Below are 24,165 nucleotides of genomic sequence, written 5' to 3'. Positions count from 1 at the left end.
GATGATCGAACTTGACCTGATCGGGATCGGCACCGGCCATCCCGATCACCTGACCTTGCAGGCCATCGCGGCGATGCGCGCGGCCGATCTGGCCCTGATCCCGCTGAAGGGCGCGGACAAGGACGATCTGGCCGGGCTGCGCCGCGATATCTGCGCGCGGCATCTGGATGATGGCCGGCGGATCGTCGAATTCCAGATGCCGCAGCGCGACGCCGCCGATCCCGATTACCGGCGCGGCGTCAACCTATGGCATGATGCCATCGCTGCAAGCTGGCAGGCCGCGATCCGCGAACACCTGCCGGGTCTTTCGGGGCGTGTGGCGCTGTTGGTCTGGGGCGACCCGTCGCTTTACGACAGCACCCTGCGCATTGCCGACCGGCTTGAATTGCCGGTCATACGGCGGGTCATTCCGGGCATCACCGCCATTCAGGCGCTCTGCGCGGCCCATGCCATTCCGTTGAACCGCGTCGGCGCGCCGATCCAGATCACCACGGGTCGCCGGTTGCGCGACCATGGCTGGCCCGAGGGCGCGGATACGGTCGTGGTGATGCTGGACGGCGACTGTTCGTTCCGCCATCTGCCGCCTGATGGGCTGCAGATCTGGTGGGGCGGCTATGTCGGGATGGCGCAGGAACTGCTGGACCACGGCCCGCTATCACTGGCAGGTCCGCGCATCGTGGACGCGCGGGCAGCGGCACGCGCAGCCCATGGCTGGATCATGGATATCTATCTGCTGCGTCGCGCGGATCAGACCGTCTAGGCGACGGCATCAACCTGCGAGCGGCGCAGCATCCCAAAGAGATCGCGCGGATCATCGGGATCGGCCAGCATGTCCAGCGGCTGAAAGAGCCCGGTGCCCTGCAGTTGATCGCGGATATAGCGCAGCGCCGAGAAATCCTCGGTCGCAAAGCCGACGCCGTCAAACAGGGTGATCTGGCGGGGCTCGCGGCGGCCCTTGGCGACGCCTGTGACGACCTGCCAGAACTCGGTGACCGGGAAATCCTCGGGCATCTGCTGGATCTCGCCCTCGATGCGGGTCTGGGGTGGATATTCCACGAAAACATCCGCCCGGCGCAGGATATCGGGGTGCAGTTCGGTCTTGCCCGGACAGTCGCCGCCGATGGCGTTGATATGAACGCCTGCGCCGACCATGTTGTCGGTCAGGATCGTGGCATATTGCTTGTCCGCAGTGCAGGTGGTGATGATCTGCGCACCCTCGATCGCCTGTTCGGCGCTGGTGCAGGCGGTCAGGTCGAACCCCTGATCGGACAGGTTGCGCATGGCCTTTTCGGTGGCCTTTGGATCGATATCGTAAAGCCGCAGCCGGGTCACACCGCAGATCGCCTGCATCGCCAGCGCCTGGAACTCGGACTGCGCGCCATTGCCGATCATGGCCATGGTATCTGCCCCCTCGGGCGCCAGATATTTCGCCACCAGCGCCGAGGTCGCCGCCGTCCGCAGCGCCGTCAGCAGGGTCATTTCGGTCAAGAGCAGCGGATAGCCATTGGACACATCCGCCAGCAGCCCGAAGGCGGTGACGGTCTGTCGCCCTTCGCGCGTGTTCTTGGGGTGGCCATTCACATATTTGAAACCATAGCTTTCGCCATCCGAGGTCGGCATCAGCTCGATCACGCCATCCTTGGAATGGGCAGCGACGCGGGGCGTCTTGTCAAACAACTGCCAGCGGCGAAAGTCATCCTCGATATAGCCCGCCAGGCCCACCAGCATCTCCGGCAGCCCGATCCGATTGACCAGCCGCATCATGTTGTCGACGCTGACAAAGGGCACCATGGCCAGATCAGAGGGTTCAGTCGCTTGCATCAAGTCCACCATTTCAAGGGCAAGCGCAGAGAATGCACAGATAGATGCATGGCCGAAAGGGTCAGGATGATCGAAATTGCACCGGCCGCCCTGCAAAGTGCAGCGCGCGACGCAGCAAATCGCCTTGCCGTCCGGGGCCGCTTCAGCCCTCGCGCAGGCCCCGTGCCTCGAGGATGGCGAGGATCGCCTTGTCCTGCTCTGCATCAGGCAGCAGCGCCGGCTGACGAGACAGGCCGACCGAAGGATCGTTCATGTATAGCGCTCGTTTGACCAAAGCGGGCGGGTATCCCAATTTGTAAAGATCGACCCGCAGTACCGCGAATTTCTCTTGGGCGTCCCTGGCCGTTTCCAGATCGCCGGTGTTGAAGGCCGAAACGATCTGCGCCAGCAGATGCGGCGCGACATTGCCCAACCCCGAGACGACGCCGGCGCAGCCCTGTTCCAGCCCCCAGAGGACCAGATGATCGGGGGCGCAGTAGACCTCGAACCCGTCCACTTCGCGCGCCACGGCCAGATATTCCTCGACCGTCTCGGTAGACCCGCCGGAATCCTTGATCCCCGCGATGTTCGGATGCCGCGCCAGAACCCTGGCGGTCGCGGGCTCTATATGGTTCTGGGTGCGCGCGGGGATATCATACAGGTAGACGGGCGTTGTGACCGCATCGGCGATGGTGCTGAAATGCCGGATCAGCCCGTCCTGCGTACAGGCGATGAAATAGGGCGTGATCACCGCCGTGCCATGCAGGCCCAGCCCGTCGATGGCGCGGGCCAGTTGCAGGGTCTCGAACGTGGCGGGGCAGCCGATATTGGCGATGACCTTCACCCGGCCTGCAACCTCGTCCATCACCTCTTCGATCAGGCGGATCTTTTCGCCATGGTTCAGCGCGGTGAAATCGCCGTTGGTGCCGCAGACCATCAGGTCATTGCCGGCGGCGACCTGGCGACGGGCTTGTGCGCGGGTGGCCTGATAATTGACGGTCTCGTCGTCGTTGAAGCAGGTCACAAGGGCCACATGGGCGTTACGTGTCATCGGCGACGGGCTCCCTCAGGTCAGGTTGGTGCGATCATTACGTGGCGGGACAGTGGCGGCAAGTTGATAACTTGTCAATATACAGGTCTGGGCTCTAAGGACGTCGGCCCGATTTTATACAATGAGGGTGATCCAGGGCGGTATTCTGCGGATCCATAATCGACCTTTACAAATTCACGAACGAGTTTTGATTGCGGCGCCATCCGCCATCATTTCAGTGCCCGCGCACAGAGTGGGCCAATAAGTTTCAAGTTTAAAATTTATCTTGAGGCAATGTGCCATCTGTGAAACCCTTGCCCTCAATAAACGAGGCCGGCGGCATGGAGGTAGCCTTGGGGGCAGGCACAAGCGATCTTGTCCGGTTTGCGCTGGATGACGGGGTGGCGCTGATCACCATCGACAACCCTCCGGTCAATGTCACCTCTCAGGCTGTGCGCGCCGGGCTGATGGCCGCGCTGGACGCGGCTGATGAGGCGCAGGTCAGCCGGATCGTGCTGACCGGGGCAGGAACGGCCTTTGTCGCGGGCGCGGATGCGCGTGAATTCGATGCGCCACCGCAGCCTCCGCATCTGCCCGATATCATTGACAGGATCGAGGCCAGCGATGTTCCCGTGGTCGCCGCGATCAATGGCGTTGCCCTTGGCGGCGGTCTGGAACTGACGCTTGGTTGTGCTGCGCGCGTGGCTGCGCCCACGGCACGGCTGGGGCTGCCCGAGGTGACACTGGGCGTCATACCGGGGGCCGGCGGCACGCAGCGTCTGCCCCGTCTGATCGGCTTTGGCGAGGCGGTTGCGATGATTTCCGAAGGCCGGATCATTGCGGCGGAGAAGGCATTGCAGATCGGTCTGATTGACGCGCTGGACGACGATCCCGTAGCTGCAGCAAACGCGCTGGTCTTGCCGGACCGTCCTGCGACCGGCGCCTTGCCCGCGCCGGTTCTGGACTGCGCTGCCACCAGTGCCGCGCAGAAGGGTGCCGCGAAACGCGCCAAGGGCCAGATCGCGCCCTTAAAGGCAATCGAACTGATCGAGGCTGCCACGCAACTGCCGCTGGATCAGGGGCTGGCGCTGGAGCGGCAGACCTTTCTCGACCTCAAGACCTCGGATCAGGCAGCCGCACTGCGTCATGTCTTTTTCGCCGAACGCTCGGCAATGGCGCGCGGGCGCAAGGGCGGGGATGAGATCACCGAGGCGGTGGTTGTCGGCGGTGGCACGATGGGTTCAGCCATCGCCTATGCGCTTGCGCAGCAAAGCGTTCGCGTGACCCTGGTCGAGACCGACGACGCCGGTGCCGCCCGCGCCCGCGACACCGTGGCGGGCCTTTATGATCAGGCGGTGCAGCGCGGCAAGATCGCGCCCGAGGCGGCGGAACAGGCATTGGCGCGGAACCATTCGTTTCAGGCGGGCTATGACAGCCTTCCTGCAGCCCAGATCGCCATCGAGGCGGTGTTCGAGGATCTGGGCGTCAAGCGCGAGGTCTTTGCCGCGCTGGACGCGGCGCTGCCCCGGACCACGATTCTGGCAACCAACACCTCCTATCTGGACCCGAACAGCATCGCCGACGGGCTGCGCGATCCGGCGCGCTTTCTGGGGCTGCATTTCTTCAGCCCCGCCCATCTGATGAAACTGGTCGAGGTGATCCGCGCGCAGGATACCGCGCCGGAAACGCTGGCCACGGTGCTGCGCCTGACCCGGCGGATGGGCAAGATCGCCGTACCCGCCGGGGTCTGCGACGGGTTTATCGGCAACCGCATTCTCACCCGCTATCGCCAGATCTGCGACGTGATGCTGATCGAGGGGGCAATGCCTGCGCAGATCGACGCCGCCATGCGCGAATTTGGCATGGCGATGGGGCCATATGAGGTGCAGGACCTCTCCGGGCTGGATATCGCCCATGCCAATCGCCAGCGGCTGAACTGGGCCGCGCGCCCGGATATCCGCTATATCCCGATTGCGGATCGGATTGTCGAGGAAACCGGGCGGCTGGGGCGCAAGACCGGCGCGGGCTGGTATGATTACGATGAGGGAAAGCCCCTGCCATCGGCGCTGATCGAGGGCATCGTGACGCAGGAAAGCGAGCGCGCGGGCATCACCCGGCGGGCATTCACGGATGCCGAGATCGTGGACCGTGCCACCACGGCAATGTTCGACGAAGGGCTGCGTATTCTGGATGAGGGCATTGCCGACAGCGCTGCCGATATCGACCTTGTGCTGATCCACGGCTACGGATTTCCGCGCTGGCGTGGCGGCCCGATGCATTATGCCGAGCGGCAGGGACAGTCGGCGCTGCTGAAACGCATTGAAACCTATAGCGAGGCTGACCCGGTAACCTGGACTGTTCCTGGTGTGCTGCGCCGGCTGGTGGCAGATGGGGACGGGCTAAAGACGCTAATGGGGGATGCATGACCGACGCCTATATCTGCGATTATATCCGCACGCCGATTGGCCGATATGGCGGGGCGCTTGCCAATCTGCGCGCCGATGATCTGGCCGCACTGCCCTTGGCCGAGTTGATTGCCCGCAATCCGGGGCTGGACCCGGCCGCGATAGACGAGGTCTGGCTGGGCTGCGCCAATCAGGCGGGCGAGGACAACCGCAACGTGGCGCGCATGGCGCTGCTGCTGGCGGGGCTGCCGGAAACCGTGCCCGGGGTGACCGTCAATCGGTTGTGCGGGTCCGGGCTGGAGGCCGTGATCGCCGCCGCCCGTGCCATTCAGTCAGGCGATATGGATCTGGCGATCGCGGGCGGGGTCGAAAGCATGACACGCGCACCCTTCGTCATGCCCAAGGGCGCGGCGCCCTGGTCGCGCGGCCCCGAGATTCATGACACGACCATCGGCTGGCGTTTCGTCAATCCAGAGATGCAGGCGGCATATGGCACCGATTCCATGCCCGAGACCGCGCAGAACCTTGCCGATGAGCAAGCCATCAGCCGCGCCGATCAGGATGCCTTTGCCCTGCGCTCGCAGAGCCGCGCGGCAGCGGCGCAGGACAACGGCCGTCTGGCGGCAGAGATCATGCCCGTCACCGTGCCGCTTGGTCGCGGCAAGACGGATACGGTTACGCAAGACGAACATCCCCGCGCGGTAAGCGCCGATGATCTGGCACGGCTGCGGCCGATCACCCGGCCCGACGGGTCGATCACTGCGGGCAATTCCAGCGGCGTGAATGATGGTGCTGCGGCCTTGATCATTGCCTCGGCAGAGGCCGCGCGCCGCCATGGCTTGACGCCTTTGGCGCGCATCGCAGGCGGCGCCGCGGCGGGCGTCGCGCCGCGCATCATGGGCTATGGCCCGGTGCCCGCCGTGCGGAAACTGCTGGATCGGGCCGGCGTTCTACTGGCCGATCTGGACCTGATCGAGCTGAACGAGGCCTTTGCCGCGCAGGCCCTGGCCGTCACGCGCGGCCTTGGTCTGGCCGATGACGACGCCCGCGTGAACCCCAATGGCGGGGCCATCGCGCTTGGCCATCCGCTTGGCATGTCGGGCGCGCGTATCGCCGGATCGGTCGCGCTGGATCTGTCGCGCGGGGCCGGTCGATACGGGTTGGCCACCATGTGCGTCGGCGTGGGGCAGGGCGCGGCAGTGCTGCTGGAACGAGCATGAGGCATTTATTTCAAGTTTGAAATAAAATCAGATCTGTGGCAGCGTCGCATCTGATGCAAAGTCCTGGAGGGCGGACCGAGATGAAAATTCTGTGCCTGGGCGGCGGCCCTGCCGGCCTCTATTTCGCCATTTCGATGAAGCTGCGTGATCCCGCGCATCAGGTCACGGTGATCGAGCGCAACAAGCCCAACGATACCTTTGGCTGGGGCGTCGTGCTGTCGGATGATGCGCTGGAACGGATGCAGAAGAACGATCCGAAATCCACCGATGCGATTCGCAGCCATTTTGCCTATTGGGACGACATCGCGGTTGTCCATGATGGCGCGCGCACGGTTTCGGGTGGCCATGGGTTTGCCGGGATCGGGCGCAAGCAGATGCTGACCATCCTGCAGGACCGCGCCCGCGAACTGGGCGTGGATATGCAGTTCGAGACGGTGTTCAGATCCGCCGGGGAATACCGCCGCGACTACGATCTTGTGGTTGCCTCGGACGGGATCAATTCACTGGTCAGAGGTGAATATGAAAGTGTCTTCCAGCCCGATATCGACATGCGCAAATGCAAGTTCGTCTGGCTGGGCACGCACCAGAAATTCGACGACGCCTTTACCTTCATCTTTGAAAAGACCGAACATGGCTGGGTCTGGGCGCATGTCTACCAGTTCGACGACAGCACCGCGACCTTCATCGTCGAAACCCTGCCCGAGACCTGGGATAAATGGGGTTTCGAGGCTATGTCGAAAGAGCAGATCGTCGAGACCTGCCGCAAGATCTTTGCGCGGCATCTGGACGGCCACAAACTGATGTCCAACGCCGCCCATCTGCGCGGCGCGGCGGTCTGGATGCAGTTTCCGCGGGTGATCTGCGAAAACTGGTATCACGAGAATGTCGTCCTGATGGGGGACGCGGCGGCGACCGGGCATTTTTCCATCGGTTCGGGCACCCGGCTGGCCTTTGACAGCGCCATCGCACTGGCCGATTACCTGCAATCGGAACCCTCGATGCAGCAGGCGTTCGAACGCTATCAAGAGGAACGCCGGGTCGAGGTGCTGCGCCTGCAATCCGCCGCGCGCAACAGCCTCGAATGGTTCGAAGAGGTCGAGCGTTACCTGGATATGCCGCCGCTGCGTTTCGCCTATTCGCTGCTTACCCGCAGCCAGCGCATCAGCCATGAAAACCTGCGCCTGCGCGACCCGGGCTGGCTGGCCGAGGCCGAGGCGTGGTTTCAGCGTCAGGCCGGTGGTCAGGTCGGTCGCCGCCCGATGTTCGCGCCGTTTCAACTGCGCGACATGCGGCTGGAAAACCGCATCGTCGTGTCGCCCATGGCGCAATACAAGGCCGTCGATGGCTGCCCGACCGATTGGCATTTCACGCATTACACCAGCCGCGCGGTGGGCGGCGCGGGGCTGGTCTTTACCGAAATGACCTGCGTCTCGCCCGAGGGCCGGATCACGCCGGGTTGTCCCGGCCTCTACGCGCCCGAACACGAGGCCGCGTATCGGCGGATCGCTGATTTCATTCATGCCGAAACGCGCGCAAAACTGTGCATCCAGATCGGTCATTCGGGGCGCAAGGGTTCGACCTGCGTGCCCTGGGCCGGCGGTGGCATGGACGCGCCGCTGGATCAGGGCTGGCCCGTCATGTCGGCCTCGGCCATCGCCTGGCAGCCCGGCAACCCGGTGCCGCAGGAAATGACGCGGGCGGATATGGACAGGGTGCGCGATCAGTTCACGGCCTCCTCGCAGATGGCCGAGCGCGCCGGCGCCGACATGGTCGAACTGCATGCCGCCCATGGGTATCTGATCGCCAGCTTCATCTCGCCCGTGACCAACCGGCGCGGCGATGACTATGGTGGCCCTCTGGAAAACCGCCTGCGCTATCCGCTGGAGGTTTTCGCCGCGATGCGCGCGGTCTGGCCCGAGGCCAAACCGATGTCGGTCAGGATATCCGCGCATGACTGGATCGATGGTGGCGTGACGCCTGATGAGGCCGTCGCGATCGCGCAGGCCTTTCATGCAGCCGGGGCCGATATCATCGACGTGTCCTCGGGTCAGACCGATCCGGCATCCAGCCCGATCTATGGCCGCATGTTCCAGACCCCCTTCAGCGACAGGATCCGCAACGAAGAGCACATTCCGACCATGGCCGTCGGCAATGTCACCGATTACGATCAGGTGAATGGCATGCTGATGGCCGGACGCGCCGATCTGGTCTGTCTGGCGCGGCGGCATCTGGCCGATCCTTACTGGACCCTTCACGCCGCTGTCGAACAGGGCGATACCGGCACCGAATGGCCCGCGCCCTATCTGGGCGGGCGCGACCAGATGGCGCGGCTGCTGGAACGCGAGCAAGAGCAAGAGGCGATCCGGGTATGACGCTTGCCGGCAAACAGGTCCTGATCACCGGCGGCGGCACCGGCGTGGGTGCAGATATGGCTGGTGCCTTTGCAGCCGAGGGCGCGCGCGTGGTGATCGCAGGCCGACGCCCGGAACCGTTGCAGCAGGTCGCCGCGTCGACGGGGGCGCGCGCGATCACCGCCGATGTGACCGACGAGGCCAGCGTGCAGGCGATGTTCGAAGCCGCCGGTCCCTGCGATATCGTCATCGCCAATGCCGGTGCGGCCGATAGCGCGCCCTTTCACCGCGTCGATCTGGAACAGTGGAACCGGATGCTGGCCGTGAACCTGACCGGCACCTTCCTGACCCTGCGCGAGGGGCTGGCACAGATGCCCGATTGGGGGCGGCTGATCGCGGTGGCCTCGACCGCCGGGCTCAAGGGCTATCGCTATGTCGCGCCCTATGCGGCGGCAAAGCATGGCGTGGTGGGGCTGATCCGCAGCCTGGCGCTGGAAATCGCCAAACGGCCGGTGACCGCGAATGCGCTTTGCCCCGGCTTTCTGGATACCGAAATGACCGAGCGCAGCATCGCCAATATCATGGACAAGACCGGCGGCAGCCGCAATCAGGCAACCTCAGCGCTGACCGCAGGCAATCCCCAGGGCCGACTGATCCAGCCGGCCGAGGTCAGTGCCGCGGCCTTGTGGTTATGCGGGGCGGGGTCGGACAGCATCAACGGGCAGGCCATCGCGATTGCGGGCGGCGAGTTATGAGGAGGACGAGATGACCGACATGGCCGGGCTGAAGCCCGAGCATTTCCAGTGGCAGGTCAAGGACCGCGTGGCCGTGATCCGGCTGAACCGGCCCGAGCGCAAGAACCCGCTGACCTTCGACAGCTACCGCGAGTTGCGCGACACCTTCCGGGCGCTGCCCTATGCCGGCGATGTGGATGTGGTGGTGTTTGCCTCGAATGGCGGGAATTTCAGTTCCGGCGGCGATGTGCATGACATCATCGGGCCGCTGGTCGACATGGATATGAAAGAGCTGCTGGCGTTTACACGCATGACCGGCGATCTGGTGAAGGCGATGATCGGTTGCACCAAGCCGGTGATTGCTGCGGTCGACGGGGTTTGCGTGGGCGCGGGGGCGATCATCGCCATGGCCTCGGATCTGCGGATCGCGACGCCTGCCGCGAAATGCGCCTTTCTGTTCACCCGCGTCGGGCTGGCCGGCTGCGATATGGGCGCCTGCGCCATGCTGCCCCGCATCATCGGTCAGGGACGTGCGGCGGAACTGCTATATACCGGCCGTGTGATGAGCGCGGATGAAGGGCATGGCTGGGGCTTCTGGAACGCGCTGCACGACGCGGATGCGCTGGAGGCCGAGGCGCTGGCGCTGGCGTCGCGGATTGCCGCCGGGCCGGTCTTCGCCAATGGGATGACCAAGACGCAACTGAACCAGGAATGGAACATGAGCCTTGAACAGGCGATCGAGGCCGAGGCGCAGGCGCAGGCGATCTGCATGCAGACCCGCGATTTCGAACGCGCTTACCGCGCCTTTGTGGCCAAGGAGAAGCCGGTGTTTCAGGGTGACTGAGGTTGGACTGGGGCGCTGCCCCAGACCCCGGGATATTTGGATGAAGAAGAATGGATCATAGCTTTCTGGACTGGCCGTTTTTCGAGGATCGGCACCGCGACCTAGCGGCGCGGCTGGAGGCATGGGCGACCGATCATCTGCCCGTGGACCATACCGATGTCGATGCGGCCTGTCGGCGGTTGGTGGCTGATCTGGGCGCCGGCGGCTGGCTGGATTATTCCGGCGGCGCGGCGCTGGATGTGCGCAGCCTGTGCCTGATCCGCGAGACCCTGGCGCGTCACGATGCGCTGGCGGATTTTGCCTTTGCGATGCAGGGGCTGGGCATGGGTGCGGTCAGCCTGTTTGGGACCGATTTGCAGCGGGAATGGCTGGTCAAGACGCGCGCCGGGAAGGCGATTTCGGGTTTTGCACTGACCGAGCCGGGATCGGGTTCGGATGTGGCGGCGACGACCAGTCTGGCCCGGAAGGTCGATGGCGGGTATCGCTTGACCGGCGACAAGACCTATATCTCGAATGGTGGCATTGCCGATGTCTATGTCGTCTTTGCCCGCACCGGCGAGGCACCGGGCGCACGCGGCTTGTCAGCCTTTCTGATGCCTGCCGATGCCGAGGGGTTGTCGGTGACCGAACGGATCGAGGTGATCGCCCCGCATCCTCTGGCGACCCTGCGGATGGAGGGCGTCTTTTTGCCTGACAGTGCCCTGATCGGACAGGCGGGGCAGGGCTTCAAAGTGGCCATGTCGGTGCTGGATGTGTTTCGCCCGACCGTCGGCGCGGCGGCCTTGGGCATGGCGCGGCGGGCGCTGGATGAGGCGCTGACCCGTGCCTTTGAGCGCAAGATACAAGGACAGCCGCTGGCCTCTTTGCAGATGGTTCAGGGACACCTTGCGGACATGGCGCTGAAGATCGATGCCGCCGCGCTGCTGGTTTACCGCGCCGCCTGGACCAAGGATCAGGGCGCCGCGCGGATCAGCCGCGAGGCGGCGATGGCCAAGCTGTATGCAACGGAATCCGCGCAGGAGGTGATCGACATGGCGCTGCAACTGCATGGCGGCGATGGCCTGCGCCACGGCGTCAAGGTCGAGGAGCTGTATCGCGAGATCCGCGCGCTGCGCATCTATGAAGGCGCCAGCGATGTGCAAAGGCTGGTGATTGCGCGCAACCTGCCGGAACCGGCAGCGAAAACATCATGAAGGAACACGGCAATGACGCATGACATCCTGCACCCAAGCGGCTGGAAGGCGACACCGGGCTATGCCAATGGCATCGCGGCCTCGGGGCGGATGGTCTTTACCGGGGGCGTGGTCGGCTGGAACGCGCAGCAGGAATTTGAAAGCGACGATTTTGCCGATCAGGTGGAAACGGCGCTGCGCAATATCGTGGCGATTCTGGCCGAGGGCGGAGCAGGGCCCGAGGACTTGGTCCGGCTGACCTGGTACGTCACTGACAAGCAGGAATATCTGGCCTCGCTCAAGCAGATCGGACAGGCCTATCGCGAGGTGATCGGCAGGACATACCCGGCCATGGCGATGGTGCAGGTCGTTGCGCTGATCGAGGATCGCGCCAAGGTCGAGATAGAGGCAACGGCGGTAATTTCAGACCGAACCGGCCGCCGAGATGGTGGGAGGAAGGAACCTCTCGGCGGCCTGATCAGAAGATTATGAAAATCGCCTTAAAAAAAGTCACTCGTTACTCAAATGTCTTTGGCCCGGTGGTCCGGCACCGAAAGGAACGAGGATCTTCAACAATCACTTTTTACACCACTCGGACAACATAGAATCCCGCATGTCATTCGTATATGCGTGCCTTTGCCTAGGCAGATTTGCCTAAGGCTCGGCGACAGGAGAAATCGGATGGCAGATCACACTCAACCCGGTGCCACAGAGGTGCAGGCCGAGCCGCCGCTGACGTCGCTGTCCCATGGCGGCGGCTGTGGCTGCAAGATCGCGCCGGCGGTGCTGTCACGCATTCTGGCGCAGACGCCGTCCTTTCCGGCGCCGCCTGATCTGCTGGTCGGAAACGAGACCGCCGATGATGCCGCGGTTTACCGGCTGAACGATCAGCAGGCGCTGGTGGCAACGACCGATTTCTTTATGCCCATCGTCGATGATCCACGTGATTTTGGACGCATCGCCGCGACCAATGCCATTTCTGATGTCTATGCGATGGGCGGCCAGCCGATCATGGCGCTGGCGCTGGTGGGCATGCCCGTGGACAAGCTGTCGCCCGAAATCATCGGCGCGATCCTGGCCGGCGGGGCCGAGGTCTGCGCAGCGGCGGGGATCCCGGTGGCCGGCGGTCATACCATCGATTCGGTCGAGGCGATCTATGGTCTGGTCGCACTTGGTCTGGTCGATCCGGCCCGCATCCGCAGCAATGCAGGCGCAAGGCCGGGCGATCTCCTGGTGCTGGGCAAGCCGCTTGGCGTGGGCGTGCTGTCGGCGGCGCTGAAAAAGGGCGCGCTGGACCGTGCCGGATATGACCGCATGATCGACACGACCACGCGGCTGAACACGCCCGGTCCGGCGTTGGCGCAGATCGACGGGGTGCATGCGATGACCGATGTCACCGGCTTCGGGCTGGCCGGGCACGCGCTGGAGGTGGCGCGCGGATCGGGACTGGCGCTGCAGATCGACTGGTCATCGGTGCCGCTGATCGAGGGCGCGAGGGCGCTGGTCGAGGGCGGCTTTGTCACCGGCGCCTCGGGGCGCAACTGGGCCAGCTATCGCGATGGCGTCCGGCTGGGCGATGGCATCAGCGATCTCGACCGGGCCTTGCTAAGCGACCCGCAAACCAGCGGTGGCCTGCTGGTCGCCTGTGACCCCGAGGCCCTGGATGCGGTGATGGGCTGCTTTCACGCGGACGGCTTTGCACAGGCCGCCGTGATCGGTCGCGCGGTGGAGGGCGATGCAGGGCTTGGCATCGCCTGATCGGGGCTTGCCTATGCGCCGTGTTGCGCGCGGTTAGAGGGCCTGATCGAACCCTATGGCCTAGGCCGCATCAGGGTGTTACGCCGGGGCTGAGGGGCGTCATCGGGCGGGTGCGATGCAGGGACATTACGACGTGGTGATCGTGGGCGGGGCCGTGATCGGCTCGGCTGTCGCATATTACCTGATGGCCGATCCGGATTTCGACGGCAAGGTGCTGATCGTCGAGCGCGACCCCAGCTTTGCCTTTGCCTCGACCTCGCTGTCAGCCGCCTCGATCCGCACGCAATTCTCGAACGCGATCAATGTGCAGATCAGCCAGTACGGGGCGCAGGTCATTCGCGATTTCGCCGATCTGATGGCGGTTGGCGATCAGCGCCCCGATCTGTGCTTTCAGCCCGGCGGCTACCTGTTTCTGGCGGCCAGCGAGGCGCAGGCCGAAACGCTGCGCGCCAATCATCAGGTGCAGCGCGATTGCGGTGCAGATGTCGTGCTGTGGTCGCCCGACCAGCTTGCCCGCGCCTTTCCGCATTTGCGGGTCGATGATGTGGCGCTGGCCTCTTACGGGCAATCCGGCGAGGGATGGTTCGACAATTCCGGGCTGATGAACGGGTTTCGGGCCAAGGCGCGCGCATTGGGGGCCGATTTCGTCGCCGATGAGGTCACGGGCATCACGCGGCAGGGCGGCGTGGTGACGGGTGTCACCTTGCGCAGCGCCGGTCAGATTGCCGCCGGAACCGTGGTCAATGCAGCCGGGCCGCGCGCGGCGCAGGTCGCCCAGATGGCGGGGTTGACGATCCCGGTGCAGCCGCGCAAACGCAGCGTTTTTGTCTTTGACTGCGCGAACTCGCCGCAGGGATCGGCTGCGGTGAACGAGGGCCGCCTGCCTCTGATGATCGACCCAAGCGGTGTCTATGTCCGGCCAGAGGGGCGCTGTTTCCTGACCGGCTGCCCGCCGCAGGACGATCCTGCGGTCGATTATGACGACTTTGCCCCTCGCCATCAGGAATTCGAGGATATCATCTGGCCGGTCCTGGCCGAACGATCCCCCGCATTCGAGGCGATCAAGCTGGTCAGCATGTGGGCGGGCCATTACGCCTATAACACGCTGGATCATAACCTGATCGTGGGCCGCCATCCCGAGGTGGCGAATTTCATCTTTGCCAACGGTTTTTCCGGCCACGGGTTGCAACAGGCCCCGGCCACCGGGCGCGGCGTGTCCGAACTGATTGCCCATGGCGGCTATCGCACGCTGGATCTGGCGCCGCTTGGCGTCGAAAGGGTGCTGGAAAACAGACCCTTCCTTGAACGCTCGGTGATCTAGGCCCGACTCCGCACCGCGGCGCTGGCAAAGACGATCACGGCAACGGCGTGTGTTCGTCCCGGTCGTCGATCGGCAGATCGAACAGGCCCTGTCCCCAGTTCTCGGCGCGCCATTCCGATTTGGCAGCCTCGATCTTTTCGCGCGAAGATGCGACGAAATTCCACCAGACATAGCGCGGCCCGTTCAGCGTCGCACCGCCAAGCGCCATCAGCCGCGCGCCTTGTGAACCGGCGGCGACGGTGATCTTGTCGCCGGGGCGAAACACCATCATCTGCCCGGCCTCGAAGGTCTGGCCCGCGATCATGACCGAGCCTTCGGTGATATAAAGGCCGCGATCCTCGTGATCATCGGGCAGCGGAAACCGCGCGCCGGGGATCAGCGTCACATCCAGATAGAAGGTATCGGAATACAGCGTCGCCGGGGCCTTTTCACCGTAGGCATGCCCCAGGATCAGCCTGGCATTGATGCCCTCTGCCTCGATCTCGGGCAGGGTGTCCTTGCCGTGGTTTTCGAAGATCGGCTCCATTTCCTCCTGCTCTTCGGGCAAGGCAATCCAGGTCTGGATGCCATAAAGGCTATGCGGCCCGCTGCGCGCCGTGGCGCTGGTGCGTTCGGAATGGGTCACGCCCTTGCCCGCCACCATCCAGTTCACCGCGCCGGGTTCGATCACCTGATCGGTGCCAATACTGTCGCGATGATGAAAATCGCCGCGATAGAGATAGGTCACGGTTCCCAGCCCAATATGCGGATGCGGGCGCACGTCGATGCCCTGACCCGTGAGGAACTCGGCCGGGCCGGCCTGATCGAAAAAGATGAACGGCCCGACCATCTGCCGCTGTGGGGCGGGCAGGGCGCGCTTGACCTCGAACCCGCCCAGGTCGCGGGCGCGCGGAATGATCAGCGTTTCAATCGCATCCATGCCGATTTCATCGGGATTTCCGGGGGAAAGGGCGGGGTTCCAGCTCATGTCATAGCCTCCTGTTCAACCTGCATGATAGGTCAGAGATACAGAACGAACAATACCGATATCGTTCGCTTTGATCGAACGCAGGTTTCGGCTCAGCCAACTGGACATTGCCGCGCGCCGGCCCGACATTCACACAAGCAGAAGGAGAACCAGATGACCTTGCACCGTGATTCTCGTGACCCCCGTGATCTTGCGACGGTTGCCCCACATATCACCGCCGAATGGGTCAGTATGCCTGTCGCGGCGCTGCAAGCTGCGGCCCAATCGCGCGAGGCCGCGTTGTGACCAGCGGCATCCATCACGTCACCGCCATCACGCGAAATGTGCAGAAGAATGTCGACTTCTACGCGGGCTTTCTGGGGCTGCGGCTGGTCAAGCAGACCGGCGGCTATGAGGATGCCGAGCAGTTGCATCTGTTCTATGGCGACCAATTGGGCAGCCCCGGATCGGTTGTCACGTTTCTGGTCTGGCAGGACGGTGCGCCGGGCCGCGTGGGCCATGGCCAATTGGGTGAGATCGCGTTTGCGGTGCCGCCGGACAGCATCGGCGACTGGCTGCAACGGGCCATGGCCGCTGGCGTTCCGGTCGAAGGTCCTACCCGTGAGATGGGCGAGACGGTACTGCGCCTGCGCGATCCGGATGGCGTGATCGTCAAGCTGGTCGGCGTGGACCTGCCGGCCATGGCGCCCCTGCCGGACCCGCTCGCGCCAACCCGCATCCGTGGCGTGACAATCCTGACCGAAGACGCCGCCGCCACCGCTGATTTCGCGGCCCGGTTCGGCTATCGCCCCTTTCGTGAAGAGGGTGCGATCCGGCGGCTGCAATCGGATCGCGATGTGTTGGATATCCGGGATGCCAAGGGCTATTTCCCCGCCATTCCCGGCACCGGCACCTTCGATCACGTTGCCTTTCGGGCGGCGGATGCGGGTTCGGTCCGGCAGATGCGGCTGGATCTGCGTGAACATGACGGGCTGACCAATGTGCATGATCGCAAGTATTTCCTGTCGCTTTACGTGCGTGAACCTGCGGGCACGCTGTTTGAATACGCCACCGATGCGCCGGGATTTACCGTCGACGAAGAGGCCGGGCATCTGGGCGATACCCTGATGGCACCGCCCGGCGATGCCGCCCGCGCCGAAGATCTGAAAACCATGCTGCCGCAATTTGCCCGACCGGGCGAGGAAAGGATGCCCATGCGCGACCTGCCATTCACCCATCGCTTTCACGCGCCCGAAAACCCCGATGGCTCGGTGATCGTCCTGCTGCACGGCACCGGCGGCAACGAAGCCGATCTGATGCCGCTGGCCGCCCGGTTGAACCCGCGTGCAACGCTGCTGGGGGTGCGGGGCCGGTCAAGCGAAGAGGGCATAAATCGCTGGTTCCGCCGCTTTGATGCCGTCACCTATGATCAGGCCGATATCCGGTCCGAGGCCGAGGCCTTTGCCGGTTTCGTGGCGGGCGCCGTGCGCGGCTATGGGCTTGACGCGGGGCGCATGACCTATCTTGGCTATTCCAACGGGGCCAACCTGCTGGGCGCGATCTTGCAACTGCATCCGGATGTCGTGCGGCGCGCGATCCTGCTGCGCGGCATTCAGGCGCTGGAACAACCGCCCGAGGCAGACCTGAACGATGCGCGGATACTGCTGCTGACCGGCGCACGCGATCCCTTTGCGCGAATGGCCCCGGCGCTGGAACAGGCGCTGACCGAAGGCGGCGCTGATCTGGACGCGCGAACCATCAACGCCGGTCATGAGTTGGCCGACGAGGATCTGACCGTGGCCACCACCTGGCTGGCCGCCCATGGAAAGGATGACAAATCATGAGCGATATCACCATCACCAAAGAGGACGGCGACCGCCGCGGGCGCTACGTGGCGCGCATCGAGGGTATCGACGCCGAGGGCGAGATCACCTTTACCCATCGCGGGCCGGATATCATCAGCGCCGATCATACCGGCGTGCCCGATGACATGGGCGGCAAGGGCGTGGCCAAGGCGCTGTTGGCGTTCATGCTCGAGGACGCGCGGGCCAGCGGGTTTCGGATCATCCCGATCTGCCCCTTCGTCGGGGCGCAATATGCCCGGCATCCCGAATGGCAGGAACTGTTTACCTCGAAACCCGGTGAAAAGCCGCGTCTGGGGACCGAGTGACGGGCGGTTCGGGCCGAGCCTGCGCCGGCCCGAACCATCCACGGGACCGCCGCAACCGCGTCACAGGACCTTGGAAAACCCCGCCATGAACTTGGACAACTGCTCGCGGGTATCATCATCCGTCAGCTTGTGGTTCTCATCGATCAAACCGCCCGCGCGCGACACCGTCATCCGCCCCTCGAACCAGGGCCGCGTTTTCAGCGTGCGCAGAACCGGCAGCCACTGGGTCTGCGCCAGCAGCGTGCCAAACCCGCTCGGCGACGCGCCGATCACGGCCACTGGCTTGCCCACGAACATTTTCAGCCCCGGCCCGCGCGACATCCAGTCGATGGCGTTCTTGAACACGCCGGGAATGCCGTTGTTGTATTCCGGCGTGACCAGCAGCAATCCATCGGCCGCCTGCAATTGCGCCTGCAGTGTCTCAACGGCAGCCGGCAGGCCGTTGGCCTCCTCTTCATCCGCATTGTAAAGCGGCACCTCGTCAATTGCGCCGATCTGGACTGTCGTGCCCTCTGACGCGAGGTCGGCGGCTGCGCGCAGCAGCGCCGCATTGAACGATCCGCGCCGCAGGCTGCCTGAGAGGCCAAGAATGGTTTTGCTCATGACTGTGTTCTCCATCGGGAAAGGTCTTTTGCGCATCAAGAGGGTCTTGGCGATCAAGGTCAACCAATTCGGTGGCGTCAGGGATGCAAGCGCCGCTTGTCTGCCCGCGGGGCATCTGCAATCATCACGAGAACGATGTCTGGTGGAGCAGCGAAATATGGTCACTTCAGAAGAGGTCAACGCCTTTTGGCTGGACGAGATCGGCCCAAAGGGCTGGTACGAGCAATCCGATGCGGTCGATCAGACGATCCGCAACCGCTTCATGTCGGCATGGGAACGCGCCGATGTTCTGGCTGCGGAATGGTCGGTCAATGCCGAGGGTGCGCTGGCCGCGCTGATCCTGACGGATCAATTCCCGCGCAATATCTTTCGCGGCGACCCGCGCAGCTTTGCCACCGATCCTCTGGCGCGCCGGATCGCCGATCAGGCCATCGAGCAGGGCTTCGACATGGACACGCCAGAACCTCAGCGGCAGTTCTTTTACCTGCCATATGAGCATTCCGAGGAACTGGCCGATCAGGACCGCGCCGTCGAGTTGTTCACCGAACGCATGCCCGGCGAAAACCTGCTGCATGCCAAATGGCACCGAGACACGATCGCCCATTTTGGCCGTTTTCCTTGGCGAAACGAGGCATTGGGGCGTGAACCGACCGCAGCGGAAACCAAGGTGATGGAGGCCGGCGGCTATGGCGCGCTGGTCAGTGGCAAGCTGTCGCTTGCTGACCTAAAGTAATTTGTTTAACGCTAAACCAATTGTTAGCGTCTGTCATACGGGGGAAGAAAGATGGCCCAGAATTTCGATTTGGTCGTGATCGGCGCAGGACCGGGCGGCTATGTTGCCGCGATCCGGGCGTCTCAGCTGGGGCTGAAGGTGGCCTGTGTCGAGCGTGAACATCTGGGCGGTATCTGCCTGAACTGGGGCTGTATCCCGACCAAGGCCCTGCTGCGCAGCGCCGAAGTGTTCCACCTGATGGAACGCGCCAAGGATTTCGGCCTGACCGCCGACAAGATCGGCTATGACATCGACAAGGTCGTCGACCGCTCGCGCGGCGTGGCCAAGCAATTGTCGGGCGGCATCGGTCACCTGTTCAAGAAGAACAAGGTCACCACGATCATGGGCGAGGCCAAACTGGCCGGCAAAGGCAAGATCACGGTAAAAACCGACAAGGGCAGTGAGGAAATCACCGCCAAGAACATCATCATCGCGACCGGCGCACGCGCCCGCGAATTGCCGGGGCTGGAGCCCGATGGCAAGCGCGTCTGGAACTACAAGCACGCGCTGAAACCGCCGCATATGCCGAAAAAGCTGCTGGTCATCGGATCGGGCGCCATCGGCATCGAATTCGCCAGCTTCTTCAACACGCTTGGCGCCGATACCACGGTCGTCGAGGTGATGGACCGTGTGTTGCCGGTCGAGGACGCCGAAATCAGCGCCTTCGCCAAGAAAGCCTTCGTCAAGCAGGGTATGAAGATCATGGAAAAGGCGACCGTCAAGTCGCTGGACCGCAAGGCCGACAAGGTCATCGCCACCATCGAGGCCGGCGGCAAATCCGAAAAGATGGAATTCGACACGGTGATTTCCGCCGTCGGCATCGTCGGCAATGTCGAAGGTCTGGGGCTCGAGGATCTGGGCATCAAGACCGACCGCACCCATATCACCACCGACGAATATTGCCGCACCGGCGTCGACGGCATCTATGCCATCGGCGACGTGGCCGGCGCGCCCTGGCTGGCACACAAGGCCAGCCACGAAGGCGTCATGGTGGCCGAACTGATCAATGGCGGGCATCCCCATGCGGTCAAACCCGAAAGCATCGCCGGCTGCACCTATTGCCACCCGCAAGTCGCATCGGTCGGCTTTACCGAGGCCAAGGCGAAAGAGGCCGGCTTCGACATCAAGGTCGGCCGCTTCCCCTTCATCGGCAACGGCAAGGCGATTGCGCTGGGCGAGCCCGAAGGCATGATCAAGACCATCTTCGACGCCAAAACCGGCGAACTCCTGGGGGCCCACATGGTCGGCGCCGAAGTGACCGAGCTGATCCAGGGCTACATCGTCGGCCGCCAGCTGGAGACGACCGAGCAAGACCTGATGGAAACGGTGTTCCCGCACCCGACACTGTCAGAAATGATGCACGAGTCGGTGCTGGACGCTTACGGGCGCGCGATTCATTTTTGAGTTGGTGGCGCGATTGACTTGAAATTGGGACCGGCCTCAGGAGGGGCCGGCTTCTCATTCTCACAATACTGTGCTTGAGTTTCTAGGCTTGTTCTGTGGGTTTTTCTTCAGCCATTGCTCGAATTCCGATTTCCGTGAAATCGTGAGTATATTGGAGAAATCGTTTGGCTCGCTGTAGTATAAACAGTGCCTAATCATAGAAAAAGGATTCAATTTTTCTTTTCCATTTTCTTCCTGATGCTCTGCATAAACTTTAGCGATGGCTATCGCATTTTTCAGATAAAAGTTGAACTTTCCTCTTGTGGTGTCTGGTCGCTCTTTCTGAATCTCATCCACAAACCCGTCAATTTTGTAATCCTCGAATTTAAAATCATTGAAAAAATGGTTAGCTACTCGCTGAAAGGAAAATGCGTCAAGAGTTGCTGTTTTATACTTGGGTATTAGTTTTTTGTCTTGTTGAACTGGCCCTGGATCAGTTTCTTTGTTAATTTCGTCATAGGATTCGTTAGGATCATTTTCTTGCCGCTGCGTTTCATCCCTAATTGCCATGAATTCACGATCAGCGAGTTCGAACAATGCCGCCAAGGTGTTGATCCGTCGCTTCAAGTTCTGTGGGATCGATTTTTTGTATTTGATTTTGTGATCAACAACGCTCCAGGCGTCTTGCACAACAGTTCTAAGTTGCACTTCAAATGAAAACTCGGAAAACTTGACATACTCTGGAAGCGTTGAGCGTTTTTTATTTAACCTTAAGTCAACGTGCACCCCTTTATAGCCGAAGGTTGCATCGGTCCCTTCCAATTCAGCGCTCTTGTCCGTTACGTCTTTTACGTCAAATTCTTCTTTGAGTAGGGAAACTATTTCTTCAATCTCCCCTGAGTAAAGGCAGACAATGCGCACTCCGATGAGGTCTGATATGTAGTCCTTTATTGTATAGCTATTACATTCGGATTCGATGCTTGTTCGGTACTTTCGGTTAAATTTCGCTAAGCATTCGTCTCTGTTTTTCACCCGCCCTTCAATTTTCGATATGCCGACCGTCTCGGTCCCGCTAAGAAGTGATGAGAGCAGTGCTATTAGCGATTGCTTGGCGTTTTCTAATGTGAGAGAGTTGTCGTTGTAGAAGTCGAGGAAAGCACTGCGAGCTTTTTCAAAGTCTGTGTTTTGCATGTGGGTGCGCTCTAAACATTGATCTAAAAATGTGTTCACAGATTCATACTCAGTGCAATGATTTGTCGTTCGATTTGCGGTAAGCAAGCGCAAGGCAGACTTAAGTTTTCCATCCCGTCCCACGCAACGTTCGCAACCTGTGTACAGCCTGTGCACATACGGTGTCGGCTCTGTGCACGCTCTGTGCAGTCAGAAACCCGGCAATTGCAGCCCCTAGCGCGGCCGGACTGCGCGGGTGGCCTCACGCAACGCGCGTTGCTCTACAGCCCCCAACGCAACGAAATCGGATCCGGCGGGCGCAGCAGGCCCAGCAGTTCCGCGCGTGTCTCGGGCGGCAAGGGCGGCAGACCTAGCTGGCTTGAACGGCGGTGACTGCGGTTGCTGCGATGATGTCGTCGGTCGTGCAGCCTCGTGAGAGATCGTTCGCGGGTTTTGCCAGGCCCTGCAGGATTGGTCCCACGGCGGTAAGGCCGCCAAGGCGTTGGGCGATCTTGTAGCCGATATTGCCCGATGCCAGATCTGGGAAAACGAAGACGTTCGCGCGGCCTGAAAGGCTGCTGCCGGGTGCTTTTTTCGCGCGTATCGCGTCGTCCAAAGCCGCATCAAACTGCAGCTCTCCGTCGACTTCCAGTTCGGGGTCGGCGTCCTGGATAAGGGCCAGCGCCTCGCGCAGGCGACCAAGGCTCGCGTGATCGGCCGAACCCGCGGTCGAGAAGGACAGCAGTGCGACACGCGGCGTTTCTGCCAACAATTGCTGGCAAGACGCGGCTGCTGATCGGGCAATTGCAGCGAGTTCTGCGGCGTTTGGTTCGATCACCAGCCCGCAATCGGCGAAGATCATTCCGCCCTTGATCGGCGCGTCGGGGCCGCAGGACAGCATCAGAAAAAAGCTGGAAACGATGCCCGCATCTGGTGCCTTTCCGATAATCTGTAGTGCCGCGCGGACAGTGTCTGCCGTCGTGGCCACGGCCCCCCCGACAGTGCCATCGGCCTGACCCAGCCTGACCCGCATCGCCGCCTGACGGATAGGATCGCGCATTTCCTCCAAGGCGCGTTCGGCGGTCATGCCCCGTGCCGCCCGCATCTTGTGCCAGTGTGTGGACAGCTCGACAAGGTCGGGTGCTTCCGCGGAATTTATCGCGGTGACGCCTGGAATATCAGGGCCATTCATCATCGTGATCTGGGCCAGACCTTCTGCAGCCAAACGCCGGGCGGCTTCCGCGACGCGCGGATCATCACCTTCGGGCAGGATGATGTGGCGCGGATTGGCACGAGCTGTTTCAAAAATTCTGTCGAGCGGCTTCATGGCAGGAACCTTTCAAAGTGCCCCTGAAACTGTGGGGATGCATGGTCAGGGCAAGTCGCCGTAACTTTCGGTCGCGACTTACAATGTCGTGGTCCACCGGTCCGGATCATGCCCTCAGCCCATAAAATGCAAGCCGGCGACGATGAAGACGCCAAGAAACACCGTTTCGGCGACTATCAGCACGATGGCACCCGCGCCCACCTCGACCATGCGGCCAAGCGAGGTCTTGATGCCCACCGCCGCAATTGCGATCAGCAGCGCCCAACGGGACAGGCCACCGGCCCATTCGGCGACGATCTGCGGGATCAGCCCGACCGAATTTGCCGCCGCCAGAACCAGAAAACCTATGACAAAGCCCGGCATCAGGGGCGGCCTCTTGCCGCCGACGATTTCATCCGCGAGGCCCATCTGTCGGATCACGAGCGAGAAGCACAGGACGACCGGCGCCAGCATCGACACCCGGATCAGCTTGACCAGTGTTGCGGTGTCGCCGGTTTCGGGACTGATAGAAAAGCCCGCACCGACAACCTGCGCGACATCATGGATTGTGCCGCCCAGGAACACGCCTGAATCTCGGGCGTCGAAGTGAAAGACCTGTGCCAGCATCGGGTAGATAACCATGGCAACTGTCGACAGCACAGTGACGCAAAGCACGGTAAAGACGAGGTCGCGCTCGGACTTTTCGTGGCGGGGCAAGACGGCGGCGATGGCCATGGCGGCAGAGGCACCGCAGATTGCCACCGAACCACCGGTCAGCAGCGCAAAACGCCATTTGCGCCCGACAAAGCGGCTGGCCACCAGGGCAAATCCGATGGTCAGCACGACACCGGCGATTACCAGCGCGATCGCCGGACCGCCAAGGCCTGCCAGCATGTCGACGCTGATCCTCGCACCCAGCAGTGCGACACCCAAGCGCAGGACGGTGCGGGCGGTAAATTCGATGCCCGGCGCTGTGCGGGTGCCTTTGTCGGCCAGAAAGTTCAGCGCCAGACCAAGAAGCAACGCCAGCAGCATGGCGGGTGCGCCGTAATGTTCGGATAGGAACTGCGCGGTAGCGGCAACAAGGACCGAAACGGCGAAGCCCGGAAACATCGGGCGTAGCCAATCGACCCCGCCGAAGCGGGTGGCAATGGTGGTCATAGCGAACTCCTGCGGGTTT

General features: G+C 62.6%; 22 protein-coding genes. 15 read left to right on the top strand and 7 right to left on the bottom strand.

Features of this window, described 5'->3' with window-relative positions; genetic code table 11:
* The first annotated feature begins 1 nt into the window (after position 1).
* Positions 2-760 carry a precorrin-6A synthase (deacetylating) gene (gene cobF / locus CUV01_RS00655; protein WP_101458788.1) on the top strand — a complete coding sequence of 253 codons (759 nt, stop codon included), beginning with the start codon at positions 2-4 and terminating at the stop codon, positions 758-760.
* Here the strand turns inward: cobF and CUV01_RS00650 are convergent.
* The gene (locus tag CUV01_RS00650) at positions 757-1,821 is read right to left on the bottom strand and encodes an ornithine cyclodeaminase (protein WP_101461754.1); all 1,065 of its coding nucleotides are present in this window, start codon (positions 1,819-1,821) and stop codon (positions 757-759) included. The genes cobF and CUV01_RS00650 overlap by 4 nt on opposite strands.
* A gap of 142 nt (positions 1,822-1,963) precedes the next feature.
* Positions 1,964-2,851: a dihydrodipicolinate synthase family protein gene (locus tag CUV01_RS00645; RefSeq protein WP_101458787.1), complete on the bottom strand. Its 888-nt coding sequence runs from the start codon at positions 2,849-2,851 to the stop codon at positions 1,964-1,966.
* 320 nt (positions 2,852-3,171) lie between these two features.
* Between CUV01_RS00645 and CUV01_RS00640 the strand changes: the two genes are divergently transcribed.
* The 9 genes from CUV01_RS00640 to CUV01_RS00600 all read left to right on the top strand — a co-directional run bounded on the left by CUV01_RS00640 (position 3,172) and on the right by CUV01_RS00600 (position 14,635).
* On the top strand, positions 3,172-5,256 hold the full coding sequence (locus tag CUV01_RS00640; protein WP_101458786.1) for an FAD-dependent oxidoreductase: 2,085 nt from the start codon (positions 3,172-3,174) through the stop codon (positions 5,254-5,256).
* Positions 5,253-6,455, top strand: a complete 1,203-nt coding sequence (gene pcaF, locus CUV01_RS00635; protein WP_101458785.1) for a 3-oxoadipyl-CoA thiolase — start codon at positions 5,253-5,255, stop codon at positions 6,453-6,455. The genes CUV01_RS00640 and pcaF overlap by 4 nt, the downstream gene beginning before the upstream one ends.
* A gap of 80 nt (positions 6,456-6,535) precedes the next feature.
* Entirely contained in the window at positions 6,536-8,827 is a 2,292-nt protein-coding gene (locus CUV01_RS00630) for a bifunctional salicylyl-CoA 5-hydroxylase/oxidoreductase (RefSeq protein WP_101458784.1), read from the top strand.
* Positions 8,824-9,561, top strand: coding sequence for an SDR family NAD(P)-dependent oxidoreductase (locus CUV01_RS00625; protein WP_101458783.1), 738 nt, complete (start codon positions 8,824-8,826; stop codon positions 9,559-9,561). Before CUV01_RS00630 ends, CUV01_RS00625 begins: the two co-directional genes overlap by 4 nt.
* Before the next feature lie 10 nt (positions 9,562-9,571).
* Positions 9,572-10,384 carry an enoyl-CoA hydratase family protein gene (locus tag CUV01_RS00620; protein WP_101458782.1) on the top strand — a complete coding sequence of 271 codons (813 nt, stop codon included), beginning with the start codon at positions 9,572-9,574 and terminating at the stop codon, positions 10,382-10,384.
* Positions 10,385-10,434: 50 nt separating this feature from the next.
* The gene (locus CUV01_RS00615; protein ID WP_101458781.1) at positions 10,435-11,577 is read left to right on the top strand and encodes an acyl-CoA dehydrogenase family protein; all 1,143 of its coding nucleotides are present in this window, start codon (positions 10,435-10,437) and stop codon (positions 11,575-11,577) included.
* Between the two features lie 12 nt (positions 11,578-11,589).
* Positions 11,590-12,048: a RidA family protein gene (locus CUV01_RS00610; RefSeq protein ID WP_101458780.1), complete on the top strand. Its 459-nt coding sequence runs from the start codon at positions 11,590-11,592 to the stop codon at positions 12,046-12,048.
* 189 nt (positions 12,049-12,237) lie between these two features.
* A complete protein-coding gene (gene selD, locus CUV01_RS00605; protein ID WP_101458779.1) occupies positions 12,238-13,314 on the top strand; it encodes a selenide, water dikinase SelD in 1,077 nt (358 codons plus the stop codon).
* A gap of 115 nt (positions 13,315-13,429) precedes the next feature.
* A complete protein-coding gene (locus CUV01_RS00600; RefSeq protein WP_101458778.1) occupies positions 13,430-14,635 on the top strand; it encodes an NAD(P)/FAD-dependent oxidoreductase in 1,206 nt (401 codons plus the stop codon).
* A gap of 34 nt (positions 14,636-14,669) precedes the next feature.
* Here the strand turns inward: CUV01_RS00600 and CUV01_RS00595 are convergent, their stop codons facing one another.
* Positions 14,670-15,602 (bottom strand): pirin family protein, encoded by a 933-nt coding sequence (locus CUV01_RS00595; RefSeq protein ID WP_101458777.1) that lies wholly within the window; start codon positions 15,600-15,602, stop codon positions 14,670-14,672.
* 153 nt (positions 15,603-15,755) lie between these two features.
* Between CUV01_RS00595 and CUV01_RS20195 the strand changes: the two genes are divergently transcribed.
* Genes CUV01_RS20195 through CUV01_RS00585 form a run of 3 tightly spaced genes read left to right on the top strand, consistent with a single transcriptional unit; the run spans position 15,756 to position 17,751 of the window.
* Complete coding sequence (locus CUV01_RS20195) at positions 15,756-15,887, top strand: hypothetical protein (protein ID WP_277869383.1); 132 nt, start codon at positions 15,756-15,758, stop codon at positions 15,885-15,887.
* Entirely contained in the window at positions 15,884-17,425 is a 1,542-nt protein-coding gene (locus CUV01_RS00590; protein WP_101458776.1) for a VOC family protein, read from the top strand. The genes CUV01_RS20195 and CUV01_RS00590 overlap by 4 nt, the downstream gene beginning before the upstream one ends.
* Positions 17,422-17,751, top strand: a complete 330-nt coding sequence (locus CUV01_RS00585; protein WP_101458775.1) for a GNAT family N-acetyltransferase — start codon at positions 17,422-17,424, stop codon at positions 17,749-17,751. The genes CUV01_RS00590 and CUV01_RS00585 overlap by 4 nt, the downstream gene beginning before the upstream one ends.
* A 60-nt stretch (positions 17,752-17,811) precedes the next feature.
* On the opposite strand, the gene CUV01_RS00580 is transcribed toward CUV01_RS00585, so the two are convergent.
* On the bottom strand, positions 17,812-18,354 hold the full coding sequence (locus tag CUV01_RS00580; protein WP_101458774.1) for an NADPH-dependent FMN reductase: 543 nt from the start codon (positions 18,352-18,354) through the stop codon (positions 17,812-17,814).
* A 157-nt stretch (positions 18,355-18,511) separates the two neighbouring features.
* On the opposite strand from CUV01_RS00580, the gene CUV01_RS00575 reads away from it, so the two are divergent.
* Positions 18,512-19,087 (top strand): DUF924 family protein, encoded by a 576-nt coding sequence (locus tag CUV01_RS00575; protein WP_101461753.1) that lies wholly within the window; start codon positions 18,512-18,514, stop codon positions 19,085-19,087.
* Positions 19,088-19,138: 51 nt separating this feature from the next.
* Positions 19,139-20,530 carry a dihydrolipoyl dehydrogenase gene (gene lpdA, locus CUV01_RS00570; protein WP_101458773.1) on the top strand — a complete coding sequence of 464 codons (1,392 nt, stop codon included), beginning with the start codon at positions 19,139-19,141 and terminating at the stop codon, positions 20,528-20,530.
* Positions 20,531-20,590: 60 nt separating this feature from the next.
* On the opposite strand, the gene CUV01_RS00565 is transcribed toward lpdA, so the two are convergent.
* From CUV01_RS00565 to CUV01_RS00555, 3 genes are all read right to left on the bottom strand, one after another.
* Positions 20,591-21,700, bottom strand: a complete 1,110-nt coding sequence (locus tag CUV01_RS00565) for a GTP pyrophosphokinase (RefSeq protein ID WP_101458772.1) — start codon at positions 21,698-21,700, stop codon at positions 20,591-20,593.
* A gap of 349 nt (positions 21,701-22,049) precedes the next feature.
* Positions 22,050-23,006, bottom strand: a complete 957-nt coding sequence (gene pta, locus CUV01_RS00560) for a phosphate acetyltransferase (protein WP_101458771.1) — start codon at positions 23,004-23,006, stop codon at positions 22,050-22,052.
* Between the two features lie 114 nt (positions 23,007-23,120).
* The gene (locus CUV01_RS00555) at positions 23,121-24,146 is read right to left on the bottom strand and encodes a YeiH family protein (protein ID WP_198731856.1); all 1,026 of its coding nucleotides are present in this window, start codon (positions 24,144-24,146) and stop codon (positions 23,121-23,123) included.
* Positions 24,147-24,165: the final 19 nt, after the last annotated feature.

The organism is Paracoccus tegillarcae, assembly GCF_002847305.1.
Lineage (GTDB): Bacteria > Pseudomonadota > Alphaproteobacteria > Rhodobacterales > Rhodobacteraceae > Paracoccus > Paracoccus tegillarcae.
The sequence above is the reverse complement of the archived record's forward strand: the minus strand, read 5'-3'. Positions and strand labels throughout refer to the sequence as shown.